The following is a 26,475-nucleotide window of genomic DNA, read 5'->3' on the forward strand; positions in this document are numbered from 1 at the left end:
CAGACAAGTTTAATAGAGCCAACAATAAAAAGGTCACACCATATTCATTATGTTGTGACTTTCGTGATGGTACGGAAACGTGGGTGCTCCGCCAGAATCGCGTTTCTCAATCGTAATATAACAGGATTTTTCGAGTGGAAAAACTCATCCTTCGAATCGTAAAGCTCAATTAATTCGCCTTTTTCTAGTACACCCAAGGTATCCGAAATGGAAAAGGCTGCTTTAATGTCATGGGTAATGAATAGATAGGATAAACCGAAATCTTCCTTTAATTCTTTTAATAAATCTAAAATTAAGCTCTGTGTAACAGTATCTAAACTGCTAACTGGTTCGTCAAGGACCACTAATTTCGGCTTAAGGGCGATTGCTCGAGCAATGTTAATCCTTTGCAATTGCCCGCCGCTAAATTGAGAAGGGTATTTTTTTAAATCCTTTTCGCTAAGTCCCACTCTTTCCAATAGCTCAATTACCCTTCTTTTTTGTTCTCCACTCGTTAGTTTTTCATAGTTCTCTAATGGTTCGCTGATAATTTGTTCAGCTGTTATCCGAGGGTTAACAGCTGAATAGGAGTCCTGGAAAACTACCTGTAAATCGCGACGTATTTTCCGCTTGGTTGCTTTATCCGCATGATAAATATCGTATCCTTGAAACAAAACCTGTCCTTGCTGTGGCCGTTGAATTCCAAGTATCACTTTACCCAAGGTGCTTTTACCAGCTCCACTTGTGCCAATTAAACCTAGGCATGATCCTTCTTCAATTGAAAAGGAAATATCATGAAGAACTTTATTGGATGGATCAATCCATTTAAAAAACTTCTTCGAATCATAGCTATGATTTATTTGTTTGACTTGTAATAAGCTCACTGGTATCTCTCCTTGATAAACATCAATTATCACAACGTATAGGTATAAGGCTGATTTTGAAAATATAAAGTCGGTCTTGTCCTTAACAGTTTTTTTGTATATTCATGCTGTGGATGATCAAATAAGTTGAACACATTTGCCTTTTCTACAATTCTTCCATGCTGCATGACCATAACATCATCGGCAATTTCTGATATGACCCCAAGATCATGTGATATGAGTAGAATGGATGTTCCATAATCAGAACGAATTTTATCTAATAGACGAAGCACTAATAGTTGGCTATGAACATCGAGTGCAGTAGTGGGCTCATCCGCAATGATGACGGAGGGACGTAAGCATGCCGCCATAGCAATCATCACCCGTTGCAGCATGCCACCGCTCAATTGAAACGGATAATTTTTTAAAAGTTTATCAGGTTCAGGTAAATTTACACTATGCATGACATCCATTGCAAGCTCCTTCGCTTGCTTTTTTTTAAATGAGGTATGTGTTCGAATAGTTTCAACAAATTGATGGCCAATCGTGAAAACGGGAGTAAAAGCATTCATTGGATTTTGCATAATAAAAGCAATTTCCCTCCCGCGAATATTCCTCATTTCTTTCTTTCCCATGCCATTCAGTTCCCGGCCATGCAGCGTAATGCTGCCTTCAATATCTATGTTGTTCCTATCGTGCAGCTGTAAGATTGACATACTTGTAACGGTTTTGCCACTGCCGCTTTCCCCAACAAGTCCCAAGACCTTCCCTTCTTTCATTTCAAAATTAATATCCTGAACAAGAGTGGAAAAACCTGCTTTGGTTCGTATTTGTACCTGTAAGTCTCTTACATTTAAAATACTTTGCTCTTGTGTTCTCATACTTTACCCGTCCTTTTTTAGCGGCGTTTAACTCCAAAACGATCTGATAATGCTTCTCCCAATAAATTAAAGGTTACGACAACGACCATAATCATTAAACCAGGATAAAGCATTAATGATGGATTTGTTCTTATATAGGACTTTCCTTCGTGAATCATGGCTCCCCACTCTGGGGTCGGGGGCTGTACACCTAAACCTAGAAATGACATAGAGGATAAATCCATAATCGCCCAGCCCATTTCCAATGTTCCCACTACTGCTAACGGTGGCAGGACATTTGGCAGGATGTGTTTTCTTATAACGGTCCATTGGGAAGAACCACTTATTTTAGCTGCAGTAATATAGTTTTCCTCTTTCAGGCTTAACACCATACCACGGATCATTCTTGCGTAATAAACCCATTGCACAAGAATTAATCCTAGAACCACTTGCTTTAGACCGGCTCCCCAAATACCGACAAAACCAAGAACAAGTAATAGGTTTGGAACTGCCATCACACCTTCACCGATTCTCATTAACAATTGATCAATCCAACCACCCTTATAACCAGCAATGATCCCAATGATCAAACCAATAGTTAAAGATGATATAAAAATCAGCATCGCAAACCCTAGCGAAACACGGGCACCATATAGGAGGCGCGAAAAGGTGCAACGGCCTAAATGATCCGTACCTAACGGATAATCTAAAGATGGCGGCTGAAGTTTATGAGCTAAATTAACAGCGATAGGGTCATTAGGTGCCAGCCATGGAGCAAAGACCGTGATCAATAACAGGGCACACAGTATCAAAGCACAAATGACTATCACTTTTTTGCCTCTTAATCCATCGCGAAACTTTGCAATCATTGATACTGCCTTCCTTTTCTTGAAATACGAGGGTCAATAAACATTAGTATAAGATCGACAATTAAATTGCTTAGTAGAAATAATCCAGCTGCTAATAGGACATAGCATTGAATGACAGGAACATCACGGTTAAAGGTAGCTTCGACAAAATACCGTCCAAATCCAGGCCATGAAAAGACTACCTCGACAATGATTGCCCCAGTCATCAGTTTTCCTAAATTCATTCCGAGGCCAGTAACCATAGGAGAAATAGCCATTCGTAATACATGTTTTCCCAAGATGATTCCTTCATGGATCCCCCTTGTCCGTGCAAACAATACATAGGGTTCCTGTAAATGTTCAAGGACGCTACCACGAAGTAGACGGGTATATAAAGCAATTAAAGGCAATGCCAATGTAATAGAAGGCAAAATTAAATGTTTCCACGTTCCGATTCCTTCTACGGGAAAAAGGTCCAATTTTACCGAGAAGAAAAAAATTAATAAATATCCAAGCCAAAAGGAAGGGATGGATGCCCCTAAAAAAGAGAGGAATCGACTGAAATGGTCAATTCCACTGTTCTTCTTTATGCCAGCTAAAAACCCAATCGGAATACTTACTAGGATTGCTAAGATGATGCTGCCTATAGTTAATTGAATAGTGGCCGGCAATCGGGAGGAAACCTCTTCCCAAACGGGTTTATTTGTTACATAAGATGTGCCGAATTCCAATTGGGCAATCTTAGAGATTGAGTTTACGTACTGAACAAGAAGTGGTTGATCTAAGCCAAACTCATGTCTTTTTTGGGCTAATATCTCATCCGTTGGTTGGATATGTGCAGCAGCTAAGTATGCCTCAGCTGGGTCGACGGGTGATAAGTGAATCATTCCAAATGTCAGCAACGTAGCCAAAAGGAAAATTGGAATAATGGTCATTATTCGTTTCAAGATATAAGTGCCCATACGTTATCTCCTGTCGTTTACTCCTTGATGCTAATGCCTGTAAATGGATGTTCATCTCGATTAGCAGGGAAGGTGAAGTTTGAAACATCTTTCTGATAAACAGCTATTTTCTTGATATAGGAAATCGGTACAATGGCACCTTGCTCCTGGAGTGAACCTAAAATCTCGGTATATAGTTGCTGACGTTTATTTTCATCAGTCGTTTGTTTCACTTCAGCTATTTGGTTTAAGATCTCCTGTTTATTAGGATAAGCTGAAATCGCTTCGCTAAAACCAAATCCTTCTGTTGCCACAATATTAACGAAGGTATGTGGGTCATACGGAGCGCCATAGTTACTAAAGAAATTCATATCGAACTCATTTTTCTTGAACCGTTCGACTTGTGTGGTAAGCTCAACTCCGACAATATTTAATTTTACGCCCAAGCCAGCCCACTCAGACTGTAGTGTTTCAGCCATGGCTTTTTGGATGGATTCAGCAGAGTTAAACATTAATTCTATTTCAAGCGGTTTTCCATCTTTTTCACGAACATTTTTCCCTTCAGGCAGCTTCCAGCCTGCTTCATCTAATAACTGTTTTGCTTTCTTTAAATTATATTTTACTGCTGTCACATCAAGATCGGATGTGTAAGGGAAGTTTGGAGGCAAGATAAAATCGGCCTTCTCTTCCAATCCGGATGTCACACCCTTTACCATGGCCTGTTTATTAAATCCATAATGTAATGCTTGGCGGACACGTATATCGGAAAGCTGTGGTTTATTCGTATTCATAACTAGTTGTCTAGTAGCTACAGGTTCGGAAATACTGGTCCCATAGGAACCGGTGGATTCTAATTGTTTAAAAGAATCTAAACTAATAACTCCCTCACCGTATAAAAGATCTAGTTCACCTTTTTCAAAAGCAAGTACGCGTGTTTCAGCGTCAGGAATGACTTTGACTTTAATTTTCTCTACACTCGGTTTTTGGCCCCAATAATGTTCATTACGTTTAAAAATTGCGTATTCATCTACTTTATATTCATCCAATACCCATGGGCCAGTTCCAACTGGTTTTTCAATTCCTTTTGACGTATCCCCATCTTTTGGAAAACCAGCCTCTCCAAGAAAACGAACAGGGCGAACGACTGCCAACTCCTGAATAGTAGGGTAATATGGTTCTTTTAATGTTAATTTAAAGGTATACTCATCTACTACCTCTGTTCCAGCCACCTTCGGAATAAAACCGAGCCAACTGTGTAAATCTACATTTTTCAAAATCGCATCAAAGTTTTTTTTCACAATCTCAGCATTAAAACTTGTGCCGTCAGAAAACTTCACATTATGACGTAAGTGGAACAAATATTCTTTTCCATCTTTGGAAACTTCCCAGGACTCAGCTAAATGTGGTTTTAGTTTGCCCCCCTCTTGGTAGCTAACCAATGGTTCATATATCATGGATTGAGCAAATAATTGATTTGGATTGTAGAGGTGAGGATTCAGTGCACCTATATCTCTAGGCCAAGCAACAGTAAGCATATTGTCCTTTTTATTGGCGGGCTCTGAGTTGTCTCCTGCTCCACTTGAACAACCCAGCAAAGTCGTGGATAAAATGAGAATGAGTGCAAAAATGGATACAAATCTCTTTTTTGATGTTTTTAACATAAAAATGATGGTCCCCCTAAATTGATAATGATAACTATTATCAATAGTAGGATTAGGAGAGCTGGATGTCAATATGATTTCGAAATGTTTGAAAAATGGTAACATATCTATGTTATTTATATGTAAAATTAAATCTTGAGGTAGAGTATAGGAAAGAAAATAAGCCGAATAATATAGAGTATTGAAAAAATGTATACTTCGGCTTATAAAATATTACTCAGTTAAGGGGCTAATGCATCGTTTGTTGAATTAAAAAATATAACATTAGTAGTGACACTAAAAGGCAATCACTGCAAAAAAAACCTATTCGATTCTATTTTGTTTTTCTCCATTTAATACTAGTTGAAAGGTAATGTCGGCCTTTAGTGAATCGGACACAGCACAGTATTTTTTCTTCCCAAGGTCAATTGCTCTCCAAATTCGTTTGCTGTCAATGTCACCATCAATGATAAATGTTATGAGGATCGAGGTGAAACCCTTTGGCTCTTTTTCTTTTCTCGTTCCGTCAGTTATGATCTCGAGGTTTTGAATGGAAGGCAGGTAGTGGCGTAATATCATGGTGACGTCAATGCCAATACATCCTGCAACGGAAGCTAAAAGCATTTCAGTAGGAGTCATTCCGTTTCCTTCTCCACCATATGCCTCCGTTGCGTCCATATTAATTTTAAATCCAGAATCCCCTACAGCTGTAAAGGCGCGCTGCCCATTCCAATTTGTACGTACAATCATATTCATCCTACCTTTACTATGATTATTGTAATTTTAGAAATCTTTTTGCTCGTTCAGTTTTTGGATTCATAAAAAATTCCTCTGGCTTTCCTTCTTCAACAATGATTCCATCAGCCATAAAAATGATCCTGTCTGCCACTTCTCTAGCAAACTGCATTTCATGTGTAACGATAACCATTGTCATTCCTTCATTGGCAAGTTCTCTTATGACATTTAGCACTTCATCTACTAACTCAGGATCTAATGCAGAAGTAGGCTCATCAAAAAGAATAATACTTGGCTCAAGGGCTAATGTACGTGCAATAGCCACTCTTTGTTGCTGCCCTCCGGATAACCTGGAAGGATACTCATTTCTTTTATCAAATAAACCTACTCTTGAGAGAAGGGCCTCCCCTTTTTGAATCGCTTTTTCCTTATCCCACTTTTTCACAATCATTAATGCTTCCATCACATTCTGTAGAGCAGTCTTATGAGGATATAAATTAAATTGTTGGAATACCATACCTGTTTGCAGACGAATTTTACGATATTCTTTAATCCGTTCCCTTTTACTTTGCTTTGAATAAACAACATTTCCATTTAGTTCGAAACTGCCTTCCGTCAGTTCCTCGAGCCCATTTAGACAACGGAGAAGAGTGCTTTTTCCGGAGCCACTTGGACCAACAATGGCAACTACTTCCCCGTCGTTTACCTGTAAGTCGATTCCTTTTAAAACCTCTAACTGATGAAAGCTTTTTGATAACTTGTTTGTTTTAATCATGATTAAACTCCAACCTAAACATAGATAGATAAATGTTTTTCAATTTTTTCAAGTATAAAGGAAAATACTATGCTCATAATCCAATACATCAATGCAATCGACAAATAAAAAGGCATATAGACATAGTATTGAGCAATTAATAATTGGGCTGAACGTAAAAGTTCAGTCACAGTAATAACGGATACAAGCGAAGTTTCCTTTAACATTCCTATAAATGTATTTCCCATCGGTGGAATAGCAATCCTTATTGCTTGCGGGAGAATGATTCGCCTTATTGTTTGAAAGGGTGTCATTCCAGAAGCATACGCAGCCTCGGTTTGTCCTTTCGGGATTGATTGAAGCGCCCCCCGCATCGCTTCTGAAATATAAGCACCAATGTTAATACTTAAAGCAATATAAGCCGCAGTCAATGGATTAAGCTCGATATTATAATCGGCTAGTCCATAATAGACAATAATGATTTGGACTAGCGTAGGGGTTCCTCTAATAATCGAAACATAGGTACGAGCCATCCAACTGATAAAGCGATTTCCTTTCAAGCGGGCAATGGCAATTATTATCCCAATTATGGTGCCGAAAAACATGGACACAATGGTAATAAGGAGCGTGTAGTACGCTCCTTTTAATAAAAATTGTATATTTTCTAATACTAGATTCATCCTAAGTTTTATTCCTTTCTTTGTTAGTGGGTTAATCTTGAGGTTTTTCACCAAACCATTTAACAAAGATATCGTTATAAGTTCCGTCTTTCTTCATATCACTTAAAATAGAGTTTATTTTTTTCACAAATTCAGGATTGCCTTTACGGACAGCAATTCCGGCTTTATCTGATTTAATTGGTTCACCTACCGCTTTGATTTTAAAACCATTCTGTTCAACAACTGGTTTAATCGCATACATATTGTTAATGGTAGCTTCAATTCTGCCAGCATCTAAATCCTTAAGCGATGTGATAACGTCATCGTATGTTTTGATATTAAAATGGCCAACCTTCGGAAGTAATACAGTTCGAAGGTACGTTTCATCGTTTGTTCCTAACCCAACCCCGATGTTTTTCCCTTTAAAATCAGATACTGACTTGATAGTATTATTATCTTTGCGGACAATAACCTTTACGTTATTAGTAATATAGGGATCGGAAAAGTCCATTTGCTTTTGCCGATCAGGGGTGATGGTCATCTGACTGATGACAGCATCAAATTTCTTTGCTTGCAAGCCGGCAATCATTCCAGAAAATTCTTGAGCAACGAACTCAACTTTTACATCTAAACGTTTAGCAATTTCTTTTGCAATATCTGCATCAAATCCATCCATTTGCTTATTTTTGTTTAGGAAGTTATACGGTTGATATGTACCCATTAACCCTACTTTAAGAATGCCTTTGTCTTTAACCTGTTGTAATAAGTCACCTTTATCTTCATTGCCTTTAGCTGTATTATCATTGCTGTTTGAACTGCATGCACTTAATAATAATGAAACTGTTAACATTAGAATTAATACGAATAAAGATTGTTTTTTTATATTCATATTCCTATCTCCTCTTTTATTTGAAGTTAATTTTTTACAACCAACCTGCCCTTGGGTTTTATTTTTCTATATTCCGAGCAAACCGAAAAACTCAAAATTGACTAGATCATGCGCAATTTCATCGGCTGACTTTTTTGCTAAAGTTGAATGTTCTGAACTGAATAGCCATCTTTCCAAAGTTCCAAGGATGAGACTGATTAAAAATGCTGATTCTAAAGAGGGATCTTTTTCTGGCAATATGCCCAGTTCGATAGCACGTTTAATGTTGTTTTGAAAAGAGTGCTCTACTTTAACCAAAGTTTCTTTGATGACGTTATTGACTGAGGCTTCTGCTTCTACCCGGTTAAGTAAAAGTTTAATTAAATCTTTATTTTCCTCAGCAAATTCAAATAAATCTTTAAATAATTTTTCTGATGATTTTACGGCATCTTGAACCGTTCCGTTTGTTTGGCGATAGCCTTGTGCAACAACCTTTAAAATATGCTGTTGACCATTTTGAATAATCTCTAAAGCAATGGCCTCTTTACTTGGAAAGTACCAATAAAAAGTACCTTGCGCGACTCCGGCTTCACGAACAATATCGGAAATTTTGGTTTTGTGATAACCATATTTTGAAAATAACTTCAGTGAAATCTTCAATATCTGTTCTCTTCTGTCGATAGTAGGATTGGGCTTCGAAACGAACACCTCCAATTATTGATTGACTAGTCAGTCAATACAATCCTAATAAACTTTGAAAGTTTAGTCAACAAATTCGATGGATTTAGTAGGAATTATTTTTTATCCTCTTTCAAGGAGGTGCCGATTGGTGAAAAAACACATTTTTATAGATTCGTTGAACCATACAATAAACAGAGGAGCTATTGATAGTCGAAAAAAATTAAAAAGAACGGAATCAATTCAGCAATTCCGTTTTTTAATAATTAATTCGTTCCGGAAGTTACAATAAGGGTTCCATCATGTTTAAACATATTAAGAGAGTGTCTAACCATTCCAGATCCATATTTAATGATTCGCGCCCTAGAGGTGGGTGGGTCACCCCATAGACAGTTGGTGACAACACCACTAGTACCATCATCCCAGTACATAGCACCTTTGATTTTACAACCATTGAACACTATCCCATTTTGTCTGACATGGACAAAGACGACATAAGGGTCTGCTACGCCATCACTAAAAATATTACAATTATGAAAAGCTACGTAGGTGTTATTTTTAGTTGTAAAAAAGGCTTGGATATCAATCGCTCTTGTTTTAGAGTAAATCCAACACCCATCAAATACAAAGTCTGACATATCGGCACCTGTAATAGCAAAGTGGGTGTTTAAGTCAATGATCACGTGCGAGAATTTGAAAGCTAGACCTTGGACAACATTCACACCCCATCTGGCTGATCCAATATAACCACCAATGAACATGCAGCCCTCCGGTCGTCTAATAAAACCTTGGTAGATTGCTCCATTTACATACACACCATTATTTGAACCCGTAAAGTGACAGCCAACAAAGGTGTTATTCACAATTTGTCCCTGTATTTTTAAGCCACTGTCCCCGATATAAAAGGCAGTAATAGATTCGAAAAAACATCCCCATACTTCTGCTAGAAAAAGGCCGGTAAAGACATGCGAGATTGAAATATTTTTAAATGTACTGTTATAAACAGCGTAGTTGACGCTTGAGGATTGTGTAATTTTACTTTGATCTGCAGTCCCCATATACATGCCAATAAGGTTTTTGTAATTGGCATTTCCATCAATTTGTAAATCGCTAATAAATCTCGTGCTCATCGTCAAATCTGTTCCGGCAATAGGTTCCCGTCCCTTTATCCAAAGCATAGCATCAACAGGAACACTGGCACCTACAGACACTTGATTCCATGCACCGCCAACTTTTATTAAAGCATTATTACCAATAATAGAAATATAGTCTGGGATTACTATTGTTTGTGAAATGATATAGGTGGCACGAGGTTTAAGGTTTACGATTCCCATTCCCCTTAGTGCACTGGCCATACAATTTTTTAACGCTTGTGTGTCATCTGTAACTCCATCACCTTTTGCCCCAAAATCTTCTGGTAGTAGATAGTAATTCATACAGGTTAGAATCAACTCCCCCAAAAAATTACGCACACCCGTTTTGAATTGGTCATTCTTTACTCAAACGATTAAATGGAAGGTACTAAACATTTCCTAGATAAAAACTCAACATAGAAAAGAATGTGGCTTATTTAGTTGTATATGCTAATAATTAGGCGAATATCCAATCGTTTCCTTCGGACATTACCGGTGGTTGCTATTTTTTTGAAGAAACACAGGGAGAGTAGGGCGGAGTCCTTTATCATAAGTAAATAAGTTAGTAGCCAATAATGGTTATTTTCGGGTAATCCTTTTAGCAATATAATTTTTTCTATCAACAGAATAAAGTAGAGTAGTCTAACTGGAACTCCGATTAAATATATGAAAAGGCAAAATAGAAGCTAATTGAAAGTATTTGAATTATTCGATTGTAACCATAAACATGTAATTATGGTATGATGAACGATGGAAAGTTCTAGATAGGCATTTCAAATAATTGGATGTACATTGCAATAAACTAAATTTATTATTAGGTAGGAAGGCAGAATGACAATAGATCTAAACGATTATTATGCAGTGTCGTTTAATATAATAAGTAACGTAGGTATGGCTAAAAGCTTAGCTATGGAGGCACTTTATGCAGCAAAAGAAGGAAGATTTGAGCTAGCAGAAGAAAAGTTGACCGAATCAAAAAAATTTTATATAGAAGGTCATAAAACTCATGCTTCATTAATGCAGAAAGAGGCACGTGGCGAAGGACTAGAGTTCTCCCTTATCGTTATTCATGCGGAAGATCAGCTGATGAGTGTAGATACGATTACGATGGTTGTTACAGAAATGATTCAGTTGTATAGGCAGTTAATATAGAACAGTCAGGACGTTTAATAGGAACGCTTGTAAATGGGCGTTCTACACGTTAACATAGGACCTCCCTCTTTGTTTCCCGGTTTTTAATTATCCGATAGAGGGTGGAAGAAATTTGCTAAATTAGTGAATACTATTAAATATGGCCTTAATTGACGGAAGAACATAGCTTAATGATTGGAATATAACTTGCTTAATTTTTATCTGATTGTTTCTTAAATAAAGAATGAAGAATAACATCATATTACAACAAATACACGAAGGAGTGAACGAGAATGATAAACATAACCATTCCAAAACCAACTGTTACAATTTCTAAACAAAAGAACCCAGAAGGAAGCAATATTTATGGATTCACAGAATTCCACCTTATTCCTAGAGATAAGGGCGGCATCTTTATGTTCTATAACGATAACCAAGAGCTATTATTTGTTGGTAAGGCAAGAAAATTAAGACAAAGAATTAAAAAGCATTTTGAAGATACTGTTTCCCCTATGAAAATGCATAGAGAGGAAGTCACTAAAATAGATGTTTGTGTGATTGAGGATCCTGTACATAGAGAAATATATGAAACGTTCATTATTAATGAACTCAAATCGAAGTACAATATCGACAAGGCTTTTTTTAGATAAATTAGATGGCTCACGTTTGGTAAAACTAGAAAAAATCAAGTTGGCATCCTTAATGGGTGCCTTTTTTTAATCAAATTGTTGATTTTGGTTGATTAATTCGGTATTGTAACCAATTTATATCAATTTGGAAGAAAATGAAACCCAAAAAAAAAAGGGATTATACCATCCCCATTTTTCAGCCCTTATTTAGTAAAGGACGATCTTGCAAGTAGAGATCTAAATCTGGACAGTTTCCTTTAACAATTTCTTCGACAATAATCTTCGATAGCAATTGGCTGTAAACCATCCCGTTATCACCAAAGGCAAATAGAAAATAACTATTTGGATAGGCTTCATATTTGCCGATGATTGGAATCCCATCCATTGTGCCTCCATAAAACGCCGCTAAGTAATATTCCGCCTGTACTTGAATAGTGGGAAACATTTTATTAAACTCTTCAATCAGCTGAGTTTTTTTGTGAATGAGTTTACTATCTCGATCTTCAGAATACGCAGTATTATCATCAAGCCCGCCTATAATGATCCGGTTATCTCTAGTTGTTCGCATATATAAATAGGGGCGAGCGGTTTCCCAAATAAGTGTCCTGTTATACCATTGGGAGAGATCTTCTACTGGCTGGGTGGTCACTGTATATGTACTTACAAACGAAGCCTTTTTCTCTTTTTTAATTTCTGTTCCTTCATAACCTGCCGCAAAGATCACATAGCGTGCTTGTATGGTATGACCATTCTTTGTAGAAACAATCATCTTTCCTAGTTTATCATCAAAATGTTGACCGTTCATTTCCGTATGTTCATATATTTTGATCCCTTTTCTTGCGGCATGCTCCAATAGTGCATGGGTGAATCTGAATGGATTAATTTCTGCATCGTTGTAGGAATAAATAGCAGCCTCCCTGCTAAAGGGATATTTTGCTTCAATCTCTTCCTTTGATAAAAAGGTAAGTTCACCGTTATGCTGCTTTAAAAATTCATATTCCTTTTTCAGACTTTCAACGTCTTCTGCACAACTTGCGGCATACAAGGTGTCTCTTCTGCTGAATTCACAATCAATCGTGACGTTCTTAGAGGCTGCCTCAATTTCATTAATGGCCTTTTTAAGTAATTGTAGATGCCTTTCGATGTAATCTGATCCAAAAGTATTGATTAGATCGGTAAACATTTTTTCACCGGAATACTGAAGAAGGGCTGTATTCGAACTAGTACTGCCGCTCCCAATCGTTGTTTTTTCAATCACAGCCACATCTAAATTAGTGTCAGCGAGGTAATATGCACACTGTGCTCCAGAGCTCCCTCCTCCAATGATTAATACATCACAAGATAGGTCCTCTTCCAATACCCGGTATGATGGAGCATCAGGAAAAGTAGTAGGCCAATAATAGGTCCCAGATTGTACATTCATCTATATCCCCCAATTATAAAAAAGTATAATGTTACTATTTCCAACCTCAATTTGTGTATACAGATATCTAAGTGAATTTAGTATCGGTTAAATGAAAATTAAAGGAATAAAGTAAACGATTGTTGCTAATTTTGTCAAAAATTACACTACTCGAAAAAGGTAATAGGTATTACCAAGTGGTATAATAAAAGAGTAGAAATACTAGCGGTTTTTGCTGCAAATAGTAACATCGGAGGGCTTCAAAATGGACTTTTTTGAGATAACATCCAAACACATAAATACTTTAAACCATAATGAGAAAGACCTGTATAATTATATTATTCGAAATATGGAAGAAGTAAAGAAGAGCACAATCCGAGATTTGGCTGCCAAATGTTATGTATCACCAGCAACCATTATCCGCTTTCTAAGGAAAATTGGTTTTTCCGGTTATAGTGATTTTATAGCAATCTTAAAATTTACAGATACGGATCATGAAGAGTTTCATAATCCATTTGTTGTTTCACAGGAAAATTATCGAATTGAATACTTAAAAAATATATATGAATCTGTCCGGGTTCTGGATATTGAGAAAGTCAATCAAATCTCCCGGCTTTTGAAGGATAAACCGAGACTTGTGATCATGGCACGCGGTTTAAACAAGAGTGTCGGTCATTATTTCGAATATTTATTTTCCGGTTTTGGTTTTGAAGTGGTGTTCCCCGAGGATAATTACTTTCGGCAAATGCTCTTAAATGGCATCCGCAACACAGACCTTGTGTTCTTCTTTTCATATGGAGGGGAAGACAAGGAACTGATTAGAGATATAGAATTATTAAATATAAAATCAAAAGCTACAGTTGTATCCATCACATCAGCAAACAATAATCCGGTACAAAATATGAGCCATATTAATTTTTACGTATTCGCCGATTCTATTCAAGTGAACGGAATTGATATGACTTCTCGGATTTCCATGATTAGTCTAATCGAATTAATTGCTTATAAATATATGGAAGAGATTGCCGAGAATACAGATCAACAGTTCGACTCCCCCCCTTACTTTAATGGGGAAAGCGAGTTAGGTGGATATACGAAAGAATCCACATTTAATATAAAAAGGGCCTCAAATGACTTCATCGTATGAGGTCTTTTTTTTTTGGGTCTAAACAGATTTATTACATACATTCAGATTGCATACATTCCATTAAACCTCATGATTTATTCAAGATGACTCGCCGTTGGGCGAGTCTTCATTTATGCAAAGATGTAAGTTCCTTTTGTTATCTCAGGACCTCCTCATGATGATATGAAACATGTTTCGTGTTTTGGAACATGTTTTGGAAGCAATGGAAAAACCCCCGTTTTTTAAGGGTTTTGTTTCGTGTTTTGGAACTTTTTTAAAGGTGGTTGTTCTTGATTCTAAAGCCGCAAAACCTATTCTCAGCGCTTTAAAACAGCATTAAGATAAGGGTGTAAACATTACTGCAGGAATGTTGGAAATAAAAAAATCAGCTTGGTTGACGGAAGAACAGAATTTGATTGATCGGGTACCCTTAAATTTTGTCAACCGAATGCATGAGGAGTATGAACGATGGAAAATAAAAAAAAGCTTCGGTTATTTGATTCGGTACTAATGGCCGTAACCGTTGTGCTTGTGGCAGAATCTGTTGCTCCAGCAGCTGCGGTTGGGCCCTCCCAATTTTTCTGGTGGATCCTGCTTTTAATCGGTTTTTTTCTTCCATATGGTTTAGTTTCAGCCGAACTTGGAACGACCTATGATGATGAAGGAGGAATATACGATTGGGTAAAACGTGCCTTTGGCCCAAGAAATGGCGGCCGTGTCGCCTGGTTCTATTGGATTAACTATCCACTATGGATGGGTTCACTGGCAGTACTTGTTCCTACTACTATTACAGAAATATTTGGTCATGAATTTGGCTCTATAAGTGCGATCATCATTTCTTTAGCATTTATCTGGATTGTAACCGTTATCAGCTTTTTCCGCATAAGTGATAGCAAATGGATTTTAAATATGGCAGCTATTTTTAAAGTGTTCATTATGGTGAGCCTCGGCGGTATTGGTATCTATTTTGCCTTTACACAAGGAGTGGCCAATACATTTAATATGAAGACCATGTTGCCTTCGATGGATATTTCCAGCCTTTCATTTTTATCGGTTATCATTTTCAACTTCCTTGGCTTTGAAGTAGTTACATCAATGGCTGGGGAGATGGATAATCCACAGAAGGATATCCCGAAAGCTTTGATTATGGGTGGGGCATTGATTGCAGTGTTTTACTTGTTGGCAGCATTCGGAATAGGAGTAGCAATTCCATTTAAAGAGCTTACTACAGATAGTGGATTAATAGAAAGCTTCTCCACTTTGCTGGGATCTGGCGCAGGTTGGTTTGTTGCCATCATCGGCTTAATGTTTATCTTTACACTTGCCGCAAACCTTATTTCATGGGCATACGGTGTTAACTATGTGGCCCTTTATGCGAGTGAAAATCACAGCTTGCCAAAAATATTTAAATGGAAAAATGAAAAAACAGAAATGCCAATTGGTGCACCGCTTCTAAACGGTATCATTGCATCGGTCCTTGTTGTAATAGTTCCGTTAATGAACCATTTTGGACTAGAAGATATATTCTGGAGCTTCTTTGCTCTAAACATGGTTACCTTGCTTGCATCTTATCTCTTTATGTTCCCAGCCTTCTTGAAGCTTCGTAAAATGGATCCTGATCGGGAACGACCATATAAGGTAAAAGCTACAGGTTTCATGTTAAAGGTAATCGCCTATGTACCATTTGTTTTACTTCTTATGTCTGTTGTGTTTACGGTTGTACCACTTAATTTAAGTAAGGATGAAATAGTCGGTAAACTTCCGTTATTAATCGGTACGATAATTTCAGTTCTCATCGGAGAAATCTTTATTAACCGTAGTTTAAAACAAAAGGATGATAAACAAGGAGGAGACGATAAACATGCACACATTGCTTAGCACCCCAAAAAGAGATGGATACCGGATGCCTGGAGAATTTGAATATCATGATGGCTGCTGGATGATTTGGCCGGAAAGAACAGATAACTGGCGCTATGGAGCCAAGCCAGCACAACATGCCTTTGTTAATGTTGCTATTGCAATCTCCAAATTTGAACCGGTGACGATGGTGGTCAGCCCTGCACAGTATGATAACGCCCGACACATGCTGCCTGAAGATATTCGTGTGGTTGAAATGGTAACAGATGATGCTTGGATGCGTGATGTAGGCCCGACATTTGTAGTGAATGATAAAACTGGTGAAGTCCGCGGAGTAGATTGGACGTTTAATTCCTGGGGCGGGCTTGTTGATGGCCTGTACTTCCCTTGGTTTAATGACGATCACATTGCACAAAAGGTTTGTGAAATGGAAGGCAAGGACCGGTATCGCCTTAACAACTTTGTCCTTGAGGGAGGCTCCATCCATGTTGACGGAGAGGGGACAGTTATTACCACTGAGGAATGCTTGTTAAGCGCAGGCCGAAACCCTCATCTATCAAAAAAGGAAATCGAAGATACGTTAAAAGAGTACTTACATGCAGATAAGGTCATTTGGCTAAAACGCGGTATCTACCTTGATGAGACAAACGGCCACGTTGATAATATTTGCAATTATGTCCGACCTGGTGAAGTTGTCCTGGCTTGGACAGATGATGAAACAGATCCACAATATGAAATTTCCAAGGAATGTTATGAGATTTTATCTAGAGAAACAGATGCCAAGGGCCGCAAATTAAAGATTCATAAATTGTATGTCCCGTCTCCAATTCTCATTACAAAAGAAGAAAGTGAAGGGGTTGACAGCGTCGATGGAACCTTGCCTCGTGTTGAGGGAGACCGATTGGCTGCGTCTTATGCCAACTACTACACTGCAAACGGAGGAGTCGTTATACCGCTGTTTAACGATGCAAACGATGAAAAAGCATTAGCTTTGTTCAGAGAATTGTATCCAGAACGGGAAGTTGTCGGGGTTTACGCAAGAGAAATCCTTCTTGGCGGCGGCAACATTCACTGTATTACCCAGCAGCAGCCGATGGCAATCCCTGCCGTTAAACCTCTGGAATTAGTGGGAGCGAGATAAATAAAATTAAAAAATGATAAATTATCGCATTAAAGCAGAAACATCAACAGAAAATTTAACAAACTACAAAACTATAATTTTCCAAACATTAGGAGGAACTTACCATGACTGTAAAACACTTTATTGACACAAATGATTATTCCAAAGCAGAATTAATGCAAATTGCAAATATATCGATTGCTCTTAAAAAATGCATTAAGGCTGGATACTATCCACAGCTGTTGAAAAATAAAACGTTAGGAATGGTGTTCCAACAATCATCCACAAGAACACGCGTATCGTTTGAAACCGCAATGGAACAGCTTGGTGGCCATGCCCAATATCTTGCTCCAGGACAAATCCAGCTTGGCGGCCACGAAACAATTGAAGATACAAGCCGTGTCCTTTCAAGATTAGTAGATATTGTGATGGCTCGTGTGGAAAGACATAAATCAGTAGAAGATTTGGCTAATAATGCCTCAATCCCTGTTATCAATGCAATGTCCGACTACAACCATCCAACACAGGAAATGGGCGATATTATTACCATGATTGAACACCTTCCAGCTGGTAAGAAATTAGAGGATTGCAAGGTGGTATTTGTTGGGGATGCTACTCAAGTTTGTGCATCACTTGGTTTTATTACAACTAAAATGGGAATGAGATTTGCTCAATTTGGTCCAAAAGGCTTCCAGTTACGTGACAATCACATTAAAATTATGGAAGAAAATTGCAAGGTATCTGGTGGCAGCTTCTTAATTACTGAGGATGCTGATGAAGCACTAAGAGATGCAGACTTTGTTTATACAGATGTATGGTACGGTCTATATGAAGCCGAATTATCTGAAGAAGAAAGAATGGCGGCTTTCTATCCAAAATATCAAGTGACAATGGATATGATGAAGAAGGCAAATCCAGGAGCTAAGTTTATGCACTGCCTCCCTGCAACACGCAATGAGGAAGTAACTGATGAAGTCATTGATTCCTCAATTTCTATCGTTTTTGATGAAGCGGAAAATCGACTTACCGCGATGCGCGGCCTTCTCGTCTACTTCTTAGGCCTTAACAAAGAAGATGCTGAAAAAGTGACAGAAGCCAAATTTGAATTAGAAAAAGCATTAGATGCTGCCTTTGAAACTGAAAAAGAATTAGTTCTTGCATAAAACAAGTTAAAATACTTTCATGGCTGTCCCATTTCACATTAGTAGAAATGGGGCAGTTTTTATTTTTAAAAGCCCCTTCCTGCAGCTAGGTAGGGGGATGCGACAAACATCTTATTATAAATTGGGTCATAAAAATCGAAGAAAAGTCCAATTAATATTTTAAATAGAGCCAAATAATAATAAAGAACGGCGTGATTAGCTTATACTTGCTTACACGCCATTTTTTATCTGCTAGATTTTTTCAGATGCTTATGATAGTTTTTAAAAATCAGTGGTCATAGTATAATTTCTTATATAAACTCTATAGTGTAATCATTTTTTCAAATTGAAAATGCAGAAGGTTACTAGGAGTCATTTTAAAGAAAGAAGGTACAAGAAACATGTCAGAAGATTATCGCTCTCGTATTGAGCGAAAACGAATACAAGAACAGCAAAAGGCATCGAAACAACCAGGGGGCAAGAAGCGCGGGAAAATCTCATGGAAAAAGGTTTCCTTTATTTGTCTTTCTCTAGTGTTAGTGATGATCCTAGTGGGTGTTGGTGCTTTTTTATGGATCATCAAAGATGCGCCGAAATTTGACGAAACATTATTAAAGGATCCATTATCATCTGAAGTATATGCATCTGATGGGAAAACATTAATCGCTGAGGTTGGTGCAGAAAAGCGGGATGATATTAATATTAATCAGATACCTGATGTTCTTAAAAATGCGGTATTGGCAACAGAAGATGCCCGTTTTTACAAGCATCACGGAATTGACGTAAAACGGACGCTTGTTGCTATTTTTACGAATGTCACCTCCGGTACTTCTCAAGGAGGAAGTACGATTACACAGCAAATTGTTAAAAATGCATTTTTAACTTCTGAAAAGAGTGTTACACGAAAAGTGCAAGAATGGTATTTAGCCGTTCAGTTAGAGAGGAAATTCACTAAAGATCAGATTCTTGAAATGTATTTTAACAAAAACTTATATGGCAGTGATGTGTATGGAGTGGCAAAAGCTGCAGAGCGGTTCTTCGGTTTGAAGCCAGATGAGTTAAATAAATTAACACTCGAACAAGCAGCTCTCTTGGCGGGGATTCCGCAGAGTCCAAATAACTATATTCCCACGGTTGAGAGTAATCTTGCGAATGCAGAAAAACGAAGAAATATGGTTCTGCAATATATGAATAGACACGGATATATTTCTAAAGGACAAATGGAAAAGGCACAAAGTACACCGATTAAAGATACGTTAAATATTCAGCAAAAACAAACCAATAAATACCAGGCATTTGTTGATACGGTAATTGAGGAAGTTCAAGACAAAACAGGTTCGAATATTTTTGAAGATGGGTTAAAAATCTATACAACCATTGATCCCCAAATCCAGCAACTAACCGAGGATGTCCTATCTTCTAATGAATATATTAATTTTCCTGAGAATGATAAATTGCAGTCATCTATCGTTATTTTGGACACGCAAACGGGGGCGATCAAAGCAATTGGTGGTGGAAGAAACTATCAATCTGGGGGCTATAACTATGCAACAAAGATTAAACGCCATCCGGGTTCAACGATTAAACCGATTCTTGATTACGGTCCTGCAATTGAAAAGTATAAATGGTCAACAGGGCACTTGATAAAAGACGAACCGTATAAATATTCTAATGGGACACCAATTCGTAATGCCAACCGTTCCTATGCCGGAAATAAATCCGTAAGAGATCACTTAGCGTGGTCACGGAATATTCCAGCACTAAAAACGTATCAAGAAGTAGGTGCAGACTATGCTACAGCCTTTGCCAATAGTTTGGGATTTCCTATTAATGATACACAAAAAGCAAATGAGTCAAATGCCATTGGTGCTATTGATGCCGCATCGCCGCTGATTATGGCAGGTGCGTATGCTGCGTTTGGTAATGGCGGTTACTATATTGAACCATATACGGTTTCAAAAATTGTTTATGTCGATGGAACAGAAAAGAATCTGGCCTCAACTAAAAAGAAAGTAATGGAGGATTATACGGCATTCCTTATAACCGATTTGTTGCGGACCGTTGTGGATTCTGGTACCGGGACAATGGCCAATATTTCTGGTCTTGATATAGCGGGAAAAACAGGAACTACCAGTTTTGACGAATCGGCCATCGCCAAATATGGTCTGCCGAATAATGCAACGAGAGATGCCTGGTTTGTCGGATATACGCCGCAGTACACAGGTGCAGTTTGGACAGGTTACCCTGAGACAAAAACGGCAGATGATTATTTGGGAAGCAGTAGTGCAAACTTTTCTAAGTTAGTATTTAAAGCCATCTTGTCACGGATCGATGCCAGTACGGAAAGATTTAAACAACCTAGCAGTGTTGCAAGATCTGGGAATGAATACTACGTAAAAGGTGGAGAAAAACCGAAACTACCAAAACCGGATAAACCGACCGATTTGAAGGCGACCTATGATAAAGATTCAGACAGCATTCAATTAACATGGAATTATTCATCTGAAAATAGTTCTCAAACAACCTTTGATGTTTCCTATACAGTGGATGGTAAAACGACAAGTCTACCTTCCACAAGCGACAAGCAAGCAGTGCTGAAAATTCCTGAAAAAGGAAAGACCTATGTATTCAATGTCGTTGCTGTTACGGAGGGCACCAAGAGTGAGGCAGCGGCTGCCTCTTTAACGGTAGAAGGAAAGGTTGAAGTGCCAAAAAGTCCAAGTGGATTGCAAGCTAAGTATGACAAAAATTCAAATCTGATTACTATTAATTGGAAAGGCAATATTGCCAATGAACAAGATGTCAGCTATATCGTTACTTATGTTGTAAATGGCAATACTCAAACTTTAACGACAACATCAGGGACTAGTGCAACCATAAGCAACCCACAACCAGGTCAAAAGTATGTCATTACGGTGGTAGCATCCAATCAAGCAGGAGCTAGTGAACCAACGTCAACAACTGTTACAGTAGACCCTTCAGAAAATAGTGAAAACAACAACACTGATGGGAATACTGAAGAGGCACATTAATTGTGTGTGTTAGATAGAGCCATAACTCTAAGAATTGACACAGAAAAAAATCTCTTCTGTTCTGATCAGAAGAGATTTTTTCTGCTTATCTATTGACTTGAGCCATTGTGAAAAGTCGATTGAAACACGGTTCTGTTGGTCTGTTCCACGTGAAACAATAAGGACGGAGAAAAATGAAGAGATTTCTCCATTGTACAAGGGCCGTCAATGGAGGAAACTTTATGATCCATTCGGTATTTATTCAAAGAATAGTTTGGTTTGAAGAGTGTCAATGGCACGTTCTATTTCCTCTAAATCAGCTTTTGAAGCATGTTGTATTCTCTCTTGAAAGCGTGATTGAATTGTTGCAAAAGCTTCCTTCATCAGAGTTTCTCCCTCTTTCGAGAGGCGAACATATTGTTTTCTTCGATCCTCGTCATCATTCACTTTTTCAATTAATTTTTTTTCCGTTAACTTTTTTAGTTCGCGACTCGTGTTTGGCATAGACATATTTTGACAATCATTGATTTCACTTGGTGTCACGGGTTGGCTAACGAAAATATATTCAAGAATATTGTATTGAATTGGTGTGATGGAATCCTGTCTTGCATCCTTTGTTAATTCATGGGTTACACGATGAACAGAAGTTGTAAATGCTATAAGTTTATGAAAAAGGGCATTTTGGTTCATTTTCCTCACCTCTTATAGACAAGATAACAAAGTGATTATCAAAATACAATTATCATTTGATAATTAAAAGGAAAAGTGTTATGATTTAGTTATCAAATGATAAATAAGGGGTGGGTTATGAAGTTATTAATCATCTACACATATCCTAATCATACAAGTTTGAATTACTCATTTTTACAAAATGTAATAAAGGGAAGCAAACAGAATCCTCATATTAAAGAGATTCAGATTTTGGATTTATATGAAGAGGGATTCAACCCACTACTCGTGTTTAACGAGAAAAAACGAAGGCGGAATATGCATACAGATCCTTCGATTGAAAAGTATCAGAAACAACTTATGTGGGCGGATAAAATTGTCTTTATTTATCCAATTTGGTGGGGAAGACCTCCTGCGATGCTTTTGGGGTATATCGATCAACTTTTTGCTTCTAATTTTGCTTACAGGGATAAAAAGGGACTTTTCCCGGAAGGCCTCCTGAGGGGAAAGTCTGTTGTATGTGTGTCTACCATGAAGGGTCCAACCCATTATCCACTTTTTTGGCTGAATAATGCACATAAAGTTCTAATGAAACGAGCTCTATTTAATTTTGTCGGAATCAAAAAGGTGAAGTTCTTTGAATTTGGAAATATGGAAAGTCCAAAGGGAAAGCAAGAGAAAAAGTTAGAAAAAATTTATCATTATTTTAAAAAGATAGAACGTTGATATAAAACAGGTATAAAATAAAAGCAGGCTGTCCAGTGACCATTAATTCTACCATGTGACAGCCTGTCATTATTAGTGGTTAAGGACCCTCTATTTTACCCATTTCAACCTCTGATGCAGTAACCCATCTGAACCTTTATTCTCTCCCGTAACAAAGTTCGTCATATGATAGGTGAGATATTGCCCAAATTTGCTTTCGGTATTATACAAAAGCTCGTCTACATAATAGATGCCTAATGGAAAATCATCTAGGATTAAGCTGGAAAGTCCTGCGTAAATCCCGCAAGCAACCTGGAAGTAAGTTGCATTGGTTTTAAATTTGGGATAAATTTCACTACTTTTCATTACATTATATATAAACTTTTCCTCATCCTCATACACCAACAGAACACCAACTAGGTCCTCCCCCTCAACTTCTCCTACCTCTGGATCAATTAATTGCTGATTCCAATCCCATAAATCATCCACATGATCTAAATGATTACGGATTAATTCTGTAGTATGTTCATTGACCCGATATATAAAGCCAATTTGCATATCATGTAATGTACCTAATGTAATAACCTCTTCATGTGGCATCAGACAACCATAAAATTCTCTTTCTCCCAATTTCACCTTAAATTCCATGTCATACACATTCTCATACCAATAATGAAGCAAGTGATGGTGACTAAACATTGGATAGCTCAATATGGCTTCATCCAAAAAGCATTCCACTGACCAAGAAGTATAAATGGTATTAGGGTCAATGCTTGTTTTGTCTGTAAAAAATGAATTATCATGCTCAACGATGTAGCAGGCTAAAGGTTTTTTATCTTTATTTTCCTTCATTAATTTGAAAGCCATCCATTGCACGACACCGGGGTTCATTCCTGAGCACACAATGGCTTTTGTATTTGTAAAGACCTTTTTGCGTGCTTCATATCGATTATATCGCTCTGTGAGGGGGAAGCCATAAAGACTCTCATCCTCATCAACCTCCGTATTCTCTAGGGCTGAGTTAATGTAGAATACGCCTAAATCATTGCAACAACTAAGCATTTCAAGGGTGTCGGCCCAGGCAACATCAATGACTATTTTTGTTTTTGTATTTTCCAAATGTTTACGGAAACGGTTTAAATCCCTGAGATCTAGATGATGCAGCTTCATTTTGCCCTTAAAATTTGGAAAGAGTTGATTGTAATAATTTTGACTCTTCGGCTTGAGATCAATAAGGTGAAGCTGTGCGTGGCTAAGAATGGGGTATAAGGGGTCATTTTTGTCAGAAGCAGAATGATTTAGGATGGCTAGTACTGCTTTGGCAACACCTCCACTGCATCCTAAAATAGAAATAGCTAGTGGACTTGTCCCATTTTTCAATTTGAACACTCCTTTCTTTTTGAATATTGTTCTTTCACTTCTTAGAAGATCGTATTCTTCCAAAAAGGTATTTCGTAATAATATATGATGCAGCTAATCCTTTTGTATGTTTGAATGTCCTATTAGCGAATGGCTACTAAATGGATGACGTTTCCAGTATACTTAGATATAATTCAAATATAAAAAGGACTTGCAGGGCGGTGAGTTTAGGGTGAAACACATTACAGTTGAAACCTTGGTTCGGAGGTTTTCATTGAAGGTGGTAGCTGGCGAAAATCAGTTGCAGAAACAGATTACACAATCTCGGGTACATCGTCCGGGACTGGAGTTTGTCGGACATTTTGACTTCTTTCCCATGGAACGGGTTCAAATCCTAGGAAAAAAAGAGATTACCTATTTACATAAGTTAACTAAGGAAGAACGGAAAATAAGAATCGGAAACATCGTCCACTATCATCCGCCATGTTTTATTGTGACGGCTGGTGAGGAAGGACTTACCTATTTGACACACCATTGTATAGAACAGGGGATCCCCTTATTATTAACGAACAAACCGGAGGTCACTTCAGAGTTTATTACTAAGTTAGATGCGTATTTGGTAAAGGAATTAGCTCCAGAAATGACGGTGCACGGAGTTTGTATGAATGTTTCAGGCATTGGGATTTTACTTCGAGGAAATTCAGGGGTAGGGAAAAGCGAGACGGCACATACGTTAATTCGCCGGGGTCATCGTCTGGTGGCAGATGATATTATCGTACTAAAAAAGCTTAGTCCACAAACGATTTTAGGTACTCATGATGAGAAAACAAAAGAGTTTTTGGCACTCCGCAGCATTGGGTTGTTGAATGTAGTTCGCCTATATGGACGTAAGGCATTTCAAGATGAAACAAGGATTACTCTGGATATTCATTTGACGAAATGGGAAAAGGATGCCTTGTATAATGATTTAGATCAGGAAATACATTATACCGATTATATGGGTGTGAAGATTCCTTCCTTTGAAATCCAACTCCAGCCTGGACGGGATGTTGCTGGGTTAATAGAAGCAGCGGCAAATAACTGGTATTTGAAGCAGCAAGGATACAGCGCAGCAGAAGAGTTTATGAGCAGGATTGAGGCGGAGATGACAAATTCCGATATAGAATAAAAGCATGAGGTCCAACTGTTCACAGTTGGACCTCATGTATTTAAGCTACTCCCTGTTGAAAACAAGGATCATTAAAGTAAATCACTTCAGATAAAATGTTACAGCCCTTCATGCCTTTTAAAGCCTCTCGTGCCTCTTCTTCTGTTTCAAATTCAAACATGGAAATATTTGAGTCTACATAACGAGTAATAACCCACATATAAATTCCCTCCAACTTTTTTGTTCTTGCTGTCCTTGTGACAGTTCGTCTATAAATATGGCTTTTTAAAAAATACTGTGCTAAATCTTAGGTGATTTTGCCTTAGTAAGTCCAAATCATGGGTTTGAAGATAACAATTTGTCATTGCTACTGACTAATGATAATGCAATAATGAAAATAAATAAAATGCTAAAAATTTATAATGACATATAAAAAATTTTTATATGGTAAATATAGGGAGTAGTAAAGTGGATTACCGAGATTGGGAAATATTAAAGGTTCTCTATAGTCAGAAGAATATTACGAAAGCAGCACGGCTTTTGTTTATCACTCAACCTGCATTAACGAACCGATTAAAGCACATGCAGGAAGAATTAGGGGTCAAAATTGTAACCCGTGAAAGCAGAGGGATTCATTTTACCCCAGAGGGAGAATATCTTGTCCATTGTGCCGACGATATTCTTAATCAATATAACAAAATAAAAGCGCATGTCCGGAATATGAGCAATATTGCAGGGAACGACGTGGTCGGAACATTGAAATTAGGGGTTTCAAATTTTTTTGTTAATCGTGAACTTCCCTATATTTTAAAACTATTTAAGGATCGGTTTCCCCATGTAGAATTTAAGGTCATTACAGGGTGGAGTAATGATATCACTCAACTTATACACAATAAAGATGTCCATATTGCTTTTGTTCGAGGTGATTATAGCTGCCGTGGACTGAAGAAACATTTACTATTAGAGGAGACCATTTCAATTATGTCCAAGGAAACGATTGACATGGTTGATTTGCCAAATCTACCTAGAATTGATTATAGCGGCGATTACTTACTAAAAACATTGATTGATAATTGGTGGGCAGAAAACTATACTCAGCCCCCTTTGATTAGTATAGAAGTGGACCAAGTAGAAACCTGTAAGGAAATGGTCATGAATGGACTAGGTTATGGCATCTTATCTAGTCGAATGCTCAAGGATATAAAGGAATTAAATAAAA

Annotated in this window: 25 protein-coding genes; 10 read left to right on the top strand and 15 right to left on the bottom strand. The window is 37.7% G+C overall.

Translation table 11 applies throughout. The features are described from left to right. Nucleotides 1-47 precede the first annotated feature (47 nt). The 11 genes from nikE to V7083_RS10090 all read right to left on the bottom strand — a co-directional run bounded on the left by nikE (nucleotide 48) and on the right by V7083_RS10090 (nucleotide 10,261). The gene (gene nikE, locus V7083_RS10040; protein ID WP_335477387.1) at nucleotides 48-863 is read right to left on the bottom strand and encodes a nickel import ATP-binding protein NikE; all 816 of its coding nucleotides are present in this window, start codon (nucleotides 861-863) and stop codon (nucleotides 48-50) included. A 29-nt stretch (nucleotides 864-892) separates the two neighbouring features. Next, the gene (nikD, locus tag V7083_RS10045; RefSeq protein ID WP_335477388.1) at nucleotides 893-1,723 is read right to left on the bottom strand and encodes a nickel import ATP-binding protein NikD; all 831 of its coding nucleotides are present in this window, start codon (nucleotides 1,721-1,723) and stop codon (nucleotides 893-895) included. Between the two features lie 17 nt (nucleotides 1,724-1,740). Next, nucleotides 1,741-2,571, bottom strand: coding sequence for a nickel ABC transporter permease subunit NikC (gene nikC / locus V7083_RS10050; protein ID WP_335477389.1), 831 nt, complete (start codon nucleotides 2,569-2,571; stop codon nucleotides 1,741-1,743). Beyond that, complete coding sequence (gene nikB, locus V7083_RS10055) at nucleotides 2,568-3,512, bottom strand: nickel ABC transporter permease subunit NikB (protein WP_335477390.1); 945 nt, start codon at nucleotides 3,510-3,512, stop codon at nucleotides 2,568-2,570. Before nikB ends, nikC begins: the two co-directional genes overlap by 4 nt. A gap of 17 nt (nucleotides 3,513-3,529) precedes the next feature. Beyond that, entirely contained in the window at nucleotides 3,530-5,152 is a 1,623-nt protein-coding gene (gene nikA, locus V7083_RS10060; RefSeq protein WP_335477391.1) for a nickel ABC transporter substrate-binding protein, read from the bottom strand. A 303-nt stretch (nucleotides 5,153-5,455) separates the two neighbouring features. Continuing rightward, complete coding sequence (locus tag V7083_RS10065) at nucleotides 5,456-5,881, bottom strand: OsmC family protein (RefSeq protein WP_335477392.1); 426 nt, start codon at nucleotides 5,879-5,881, stop codon at nucleotides 5,456-5,458. A 22-nt stretch (nucleotides 5,882-5,903) separates the two neighbouring features. Then, a complete protein-coding gene (locus V7083_RS10070) occupies nucleotides 5,904-6,641 on the bottom strand; it encodes an amino acid ABC transporter ATP-binding protein (protein ID WP_335477393.1) in 738 nt (245 codons plus the stop codon). 14 nt (nucleotides 6,642-6,655) lie between these two features. Further along, nucleotides 6,656-7,300 carry an amino acid ABC transporter permease gene (locus V7083_RS10075; protein WP_335477394.1) on the bottom strand — a complete coding sequence of 215 codons (645 nt, stop codon included), beginning with the start codon at nucleotides 7,298-7,300 and terminating at the stop codon, nucleotides 6,656-6,658. 31 nt (nucleotides 7,301-7,331) lie between these two features. Beyond that, nucleotides 7,332-8,168: a transporter substrate-binding domain-containing protein gene (locus tag V7083_RS10080; RefSeq protein WP_335477395.1), complete on the bottom strand. Its 837-nt coding sequence runs from the start codon at nucleotides 8,166-8,168 to the stop codon at nucleotides 7,332-7,334. Nucleotides 8,169-8,234: 66 nt separating this feature from the next. After that, complete coding sequence (locus V7083_RS10085) at nucleotides 8,235-8,807, bottom strand: TetR/AcrR family transcriptional regulator (RefSeq protein WP_335477396.1); 573 nt, start codon at nucleotides 8,805-8,807, stop codon at nucleotides 8,235-8,237. Between the two features lie 284 nt (nucleotides 8,808-9,091). After that, nucleotides 9,092-10,261 (bottom strand): glycosyl hydrolase family 28-related protein, encoded by a 1,170-nt coding sequence (locus tag V7083_RS10090; RefSeq protein ID WP_335477397.1) that lies wholly within the window; start codon nucleotides 10,259-10,261, stop codon nucleotides 9,092-9,094. 528 nt (nucleotides 10,262-10,789) lie between these two features. Here V7083_RS10090 and V7083_RS10095 point away from each other — a divergent pair. Both V7083_RS10095 and V7083_RS10100 read left to right on the top strand, forming a co-directional pair. Beyond that, nucleotides 10,790-11,110 carry a PTS lactose/cellobiose transporter subunit IIA gene (locus tag V7083_RS10095; protein ID WP_335477398.1) on the top strand — a complete coding sequence of 107 codons (321 nt, stop codon included), beginning with the start codon at nucleotides 10,790-10,792 and terminating at the stop codon, nucleotides 11,108-11,110. Nucleotides 11,111-11,382: 272 nt separating this feature from the next. Continuing rightward, nucleotides 11,383-11,739: a nucleotide excision repair endonuclease gene (locus V7083_RS10100; RefSeq protein WP_335477399.1), complete on the top strand. Its 357-nt coding sequence runs from the start codon at nucleotides 11,383-11,385 to the stop codon at nucleotides 11,737-11,739. A gap of 175 nt (nucleotides 11,740-11,914) precedes the next feature. On the opposite strand, the gene V7083_RS10105 is transcribed toward V7083_RS10100, so the two are convergent. Then, nucleotides 11,915-13,141: an NAD(P)/FAD-dependent oxidoreductase gene (locus tag V7083_RS10105; protein WP_335477400.1), complete on the bottom strand. Its 1,227-nt coding sequence runs from the start codon at nucleotides 13,139-13,141 to the stop codon at nucleotides 11,915-11,917. Between the two features lie 244 nt (nucleotides 13,142-13,385). On the opposite strand from V7083_RS10105, the gene V7083_RS10110 reads away from it, so the two are divergent. From V7083_RS10110 to V7083_RS10130, 5 genes are all read left to right on the top strand, one after another. Further along, a complete protein-coding gene (locus tag V7083_RS10110) occupies nucleotides 13,386-14,267 on the top strand; it encodes a MurR/RpiR family transcriptional regulator (protein WP_335477401.1) in 882 nt (293 codons plus the stop codon). A gap of 447 nt (nucleotides 14,268-14,714) precedes the next feature. Beyond that, nucleotides 14,715-16,124, top strand: coding sequence for an APC family permease (locus V7083_RS10115; RefSeq protein ID WP_335477402.1), 1,410 nt, complete (start codon nucleotides 14,715-14,717; stop codon nucleotides 16,122-16,124). Then, on the top strand, nucleotides 16,108-17,244 hold the full coding sequence (aguA, locus tag V7083_RS10120; protein ID WP_335477403.1) for an agmatine deiminase: 1,137 nt from the start codon (nucleotides 16,108-16,110) through the stop codon (nucleotides 17,242-17,244). Before V7083_RS10115 ends, aguA begins: the two co-directional genes overlap by 17 nt. A gap of 104 nt (nucleotides 17,245-17,348) precedes the next feature. Continuing rightward, nucleotides 17,349-18,386 (top strand): putrescine carbamoyltransferase, encoded by a 1,038-nt coding sequence (gene ptcA, locus V7083_RS10125; protein WP_335477404.1) that lies wholly within the window; start codon nucleotides 17,349-17,351, stop codon nucleotides 18,384-18,386. A 380-nt stretch (nucleotides 18,387-18,766) separates the two neighbouring features. Continuing rightward, on the top strand, nucleotides 18,767-21,397 hold the full coding sequence (locus V7083_RS10130; protein WP_335477405.1) for a PBP1A family penicillin-binding protein: 2,631 nt from the start codon (nucleotides 18,767-18,769) through the stop codon (nucleotides 21,395-21,397). Between the two features lie 237 nt (nucleotides 21,398-21,634). On the opposite strand, the gene V7083_RS10135 is transcribed toward V7083_RS10130, so the two are convergent. Further along, on the bottom strand, nucleotides 21,635-22,066 hold the full coding sequence (locus V7083_RS10135; protein WP_335477406.1) for a MarR family winged helix-turn-helix transcriptional regulator: 432 nt from the start codon (nucleotides 22,064-22,066) through the stop codon (nucleotides 21,635-21,637). Between the two features lie 117 nt (nucleotides 22,067-22,183). Here V7083_RS10135 and V7083_RS10140 point away from each other — a divergent pair, with 117 nt between their 5' ends. Then, entirely contained in the window at nucleotides 22,184-22,771 is a 588-nt protein-coding gene (locus tag V7083_RS10140; RefSeq protein WP_335477407.1) for an NAD(P)H-dependent oxidoreductase, read from the top strand. 90 nt (nucleotides 22,772-22,861) lie between these two features. Here V7083_RS10140 and V7083_RS10145 read toward each other — a convergent pair whose 3' ends face one another. After that, entirely contained in the window at nucleotides 22,862-24,130 is a 1,269-nt protein-coding gene (locus V7083_RS10145) for an S-adenosylmethionine decarboxylase related protein (RefSeq protein WP_335477408.1), read from the bottom strand. Nucleotides 24,131-24,341: 211 nt separating this feature from the next. Here V7083_RS10145 and hprK point away from each other — a divergent pair, with 211 nt between their 5' ends. Then, entirely contained in the window at nucleotides 24,342-25,277 is a 936-nt protein-coding gene (gene hprK, locus V7083_RS10150; protein ID WP_335477409.1) for an HPr(Ser) kinase/phosphatase, read from the top strand. A 40-nt stretch (nucleotides 25,278-25,317) separates the two neighbouring features. On the opposite strand, the gene V7083_RS10155 is transcribed toward hprK, so the two are convergent. Continuing rightward, nucleotides 25,318-25,476: a hypothetical protein gene (locus V7083_RS10155; RefSeq protein ID WP_335477410.1), complete on the bottom strand. Its 159-nt coding sequence runs from the start codon at nucleotides 25,474-25,476 to the stop codon at nucleotides 25,318-25,320. Between the two features lie 248 nt (nucleotides 25,477-25,724). On the opposite strand from V7083_RS10155, the gene V7083_RS10160 reads away from it, so the two are divergent. Beyond that, nucleotides 25,725-26,475 (top strand): LysR family transcriptional regulator (locus V7083_RS10160; protein WP_335477411.1); only part of this gene is annotated, 751 nt, incomplete at its 3' end.

Source organism: Bacillus sp. JJ1764 (genome assembly GCF_036962145.1).
Lineage (GTDB): Bacteria > Bacillota > Bacilli > Bacillales > Cytobacillaceae > Neobacillus.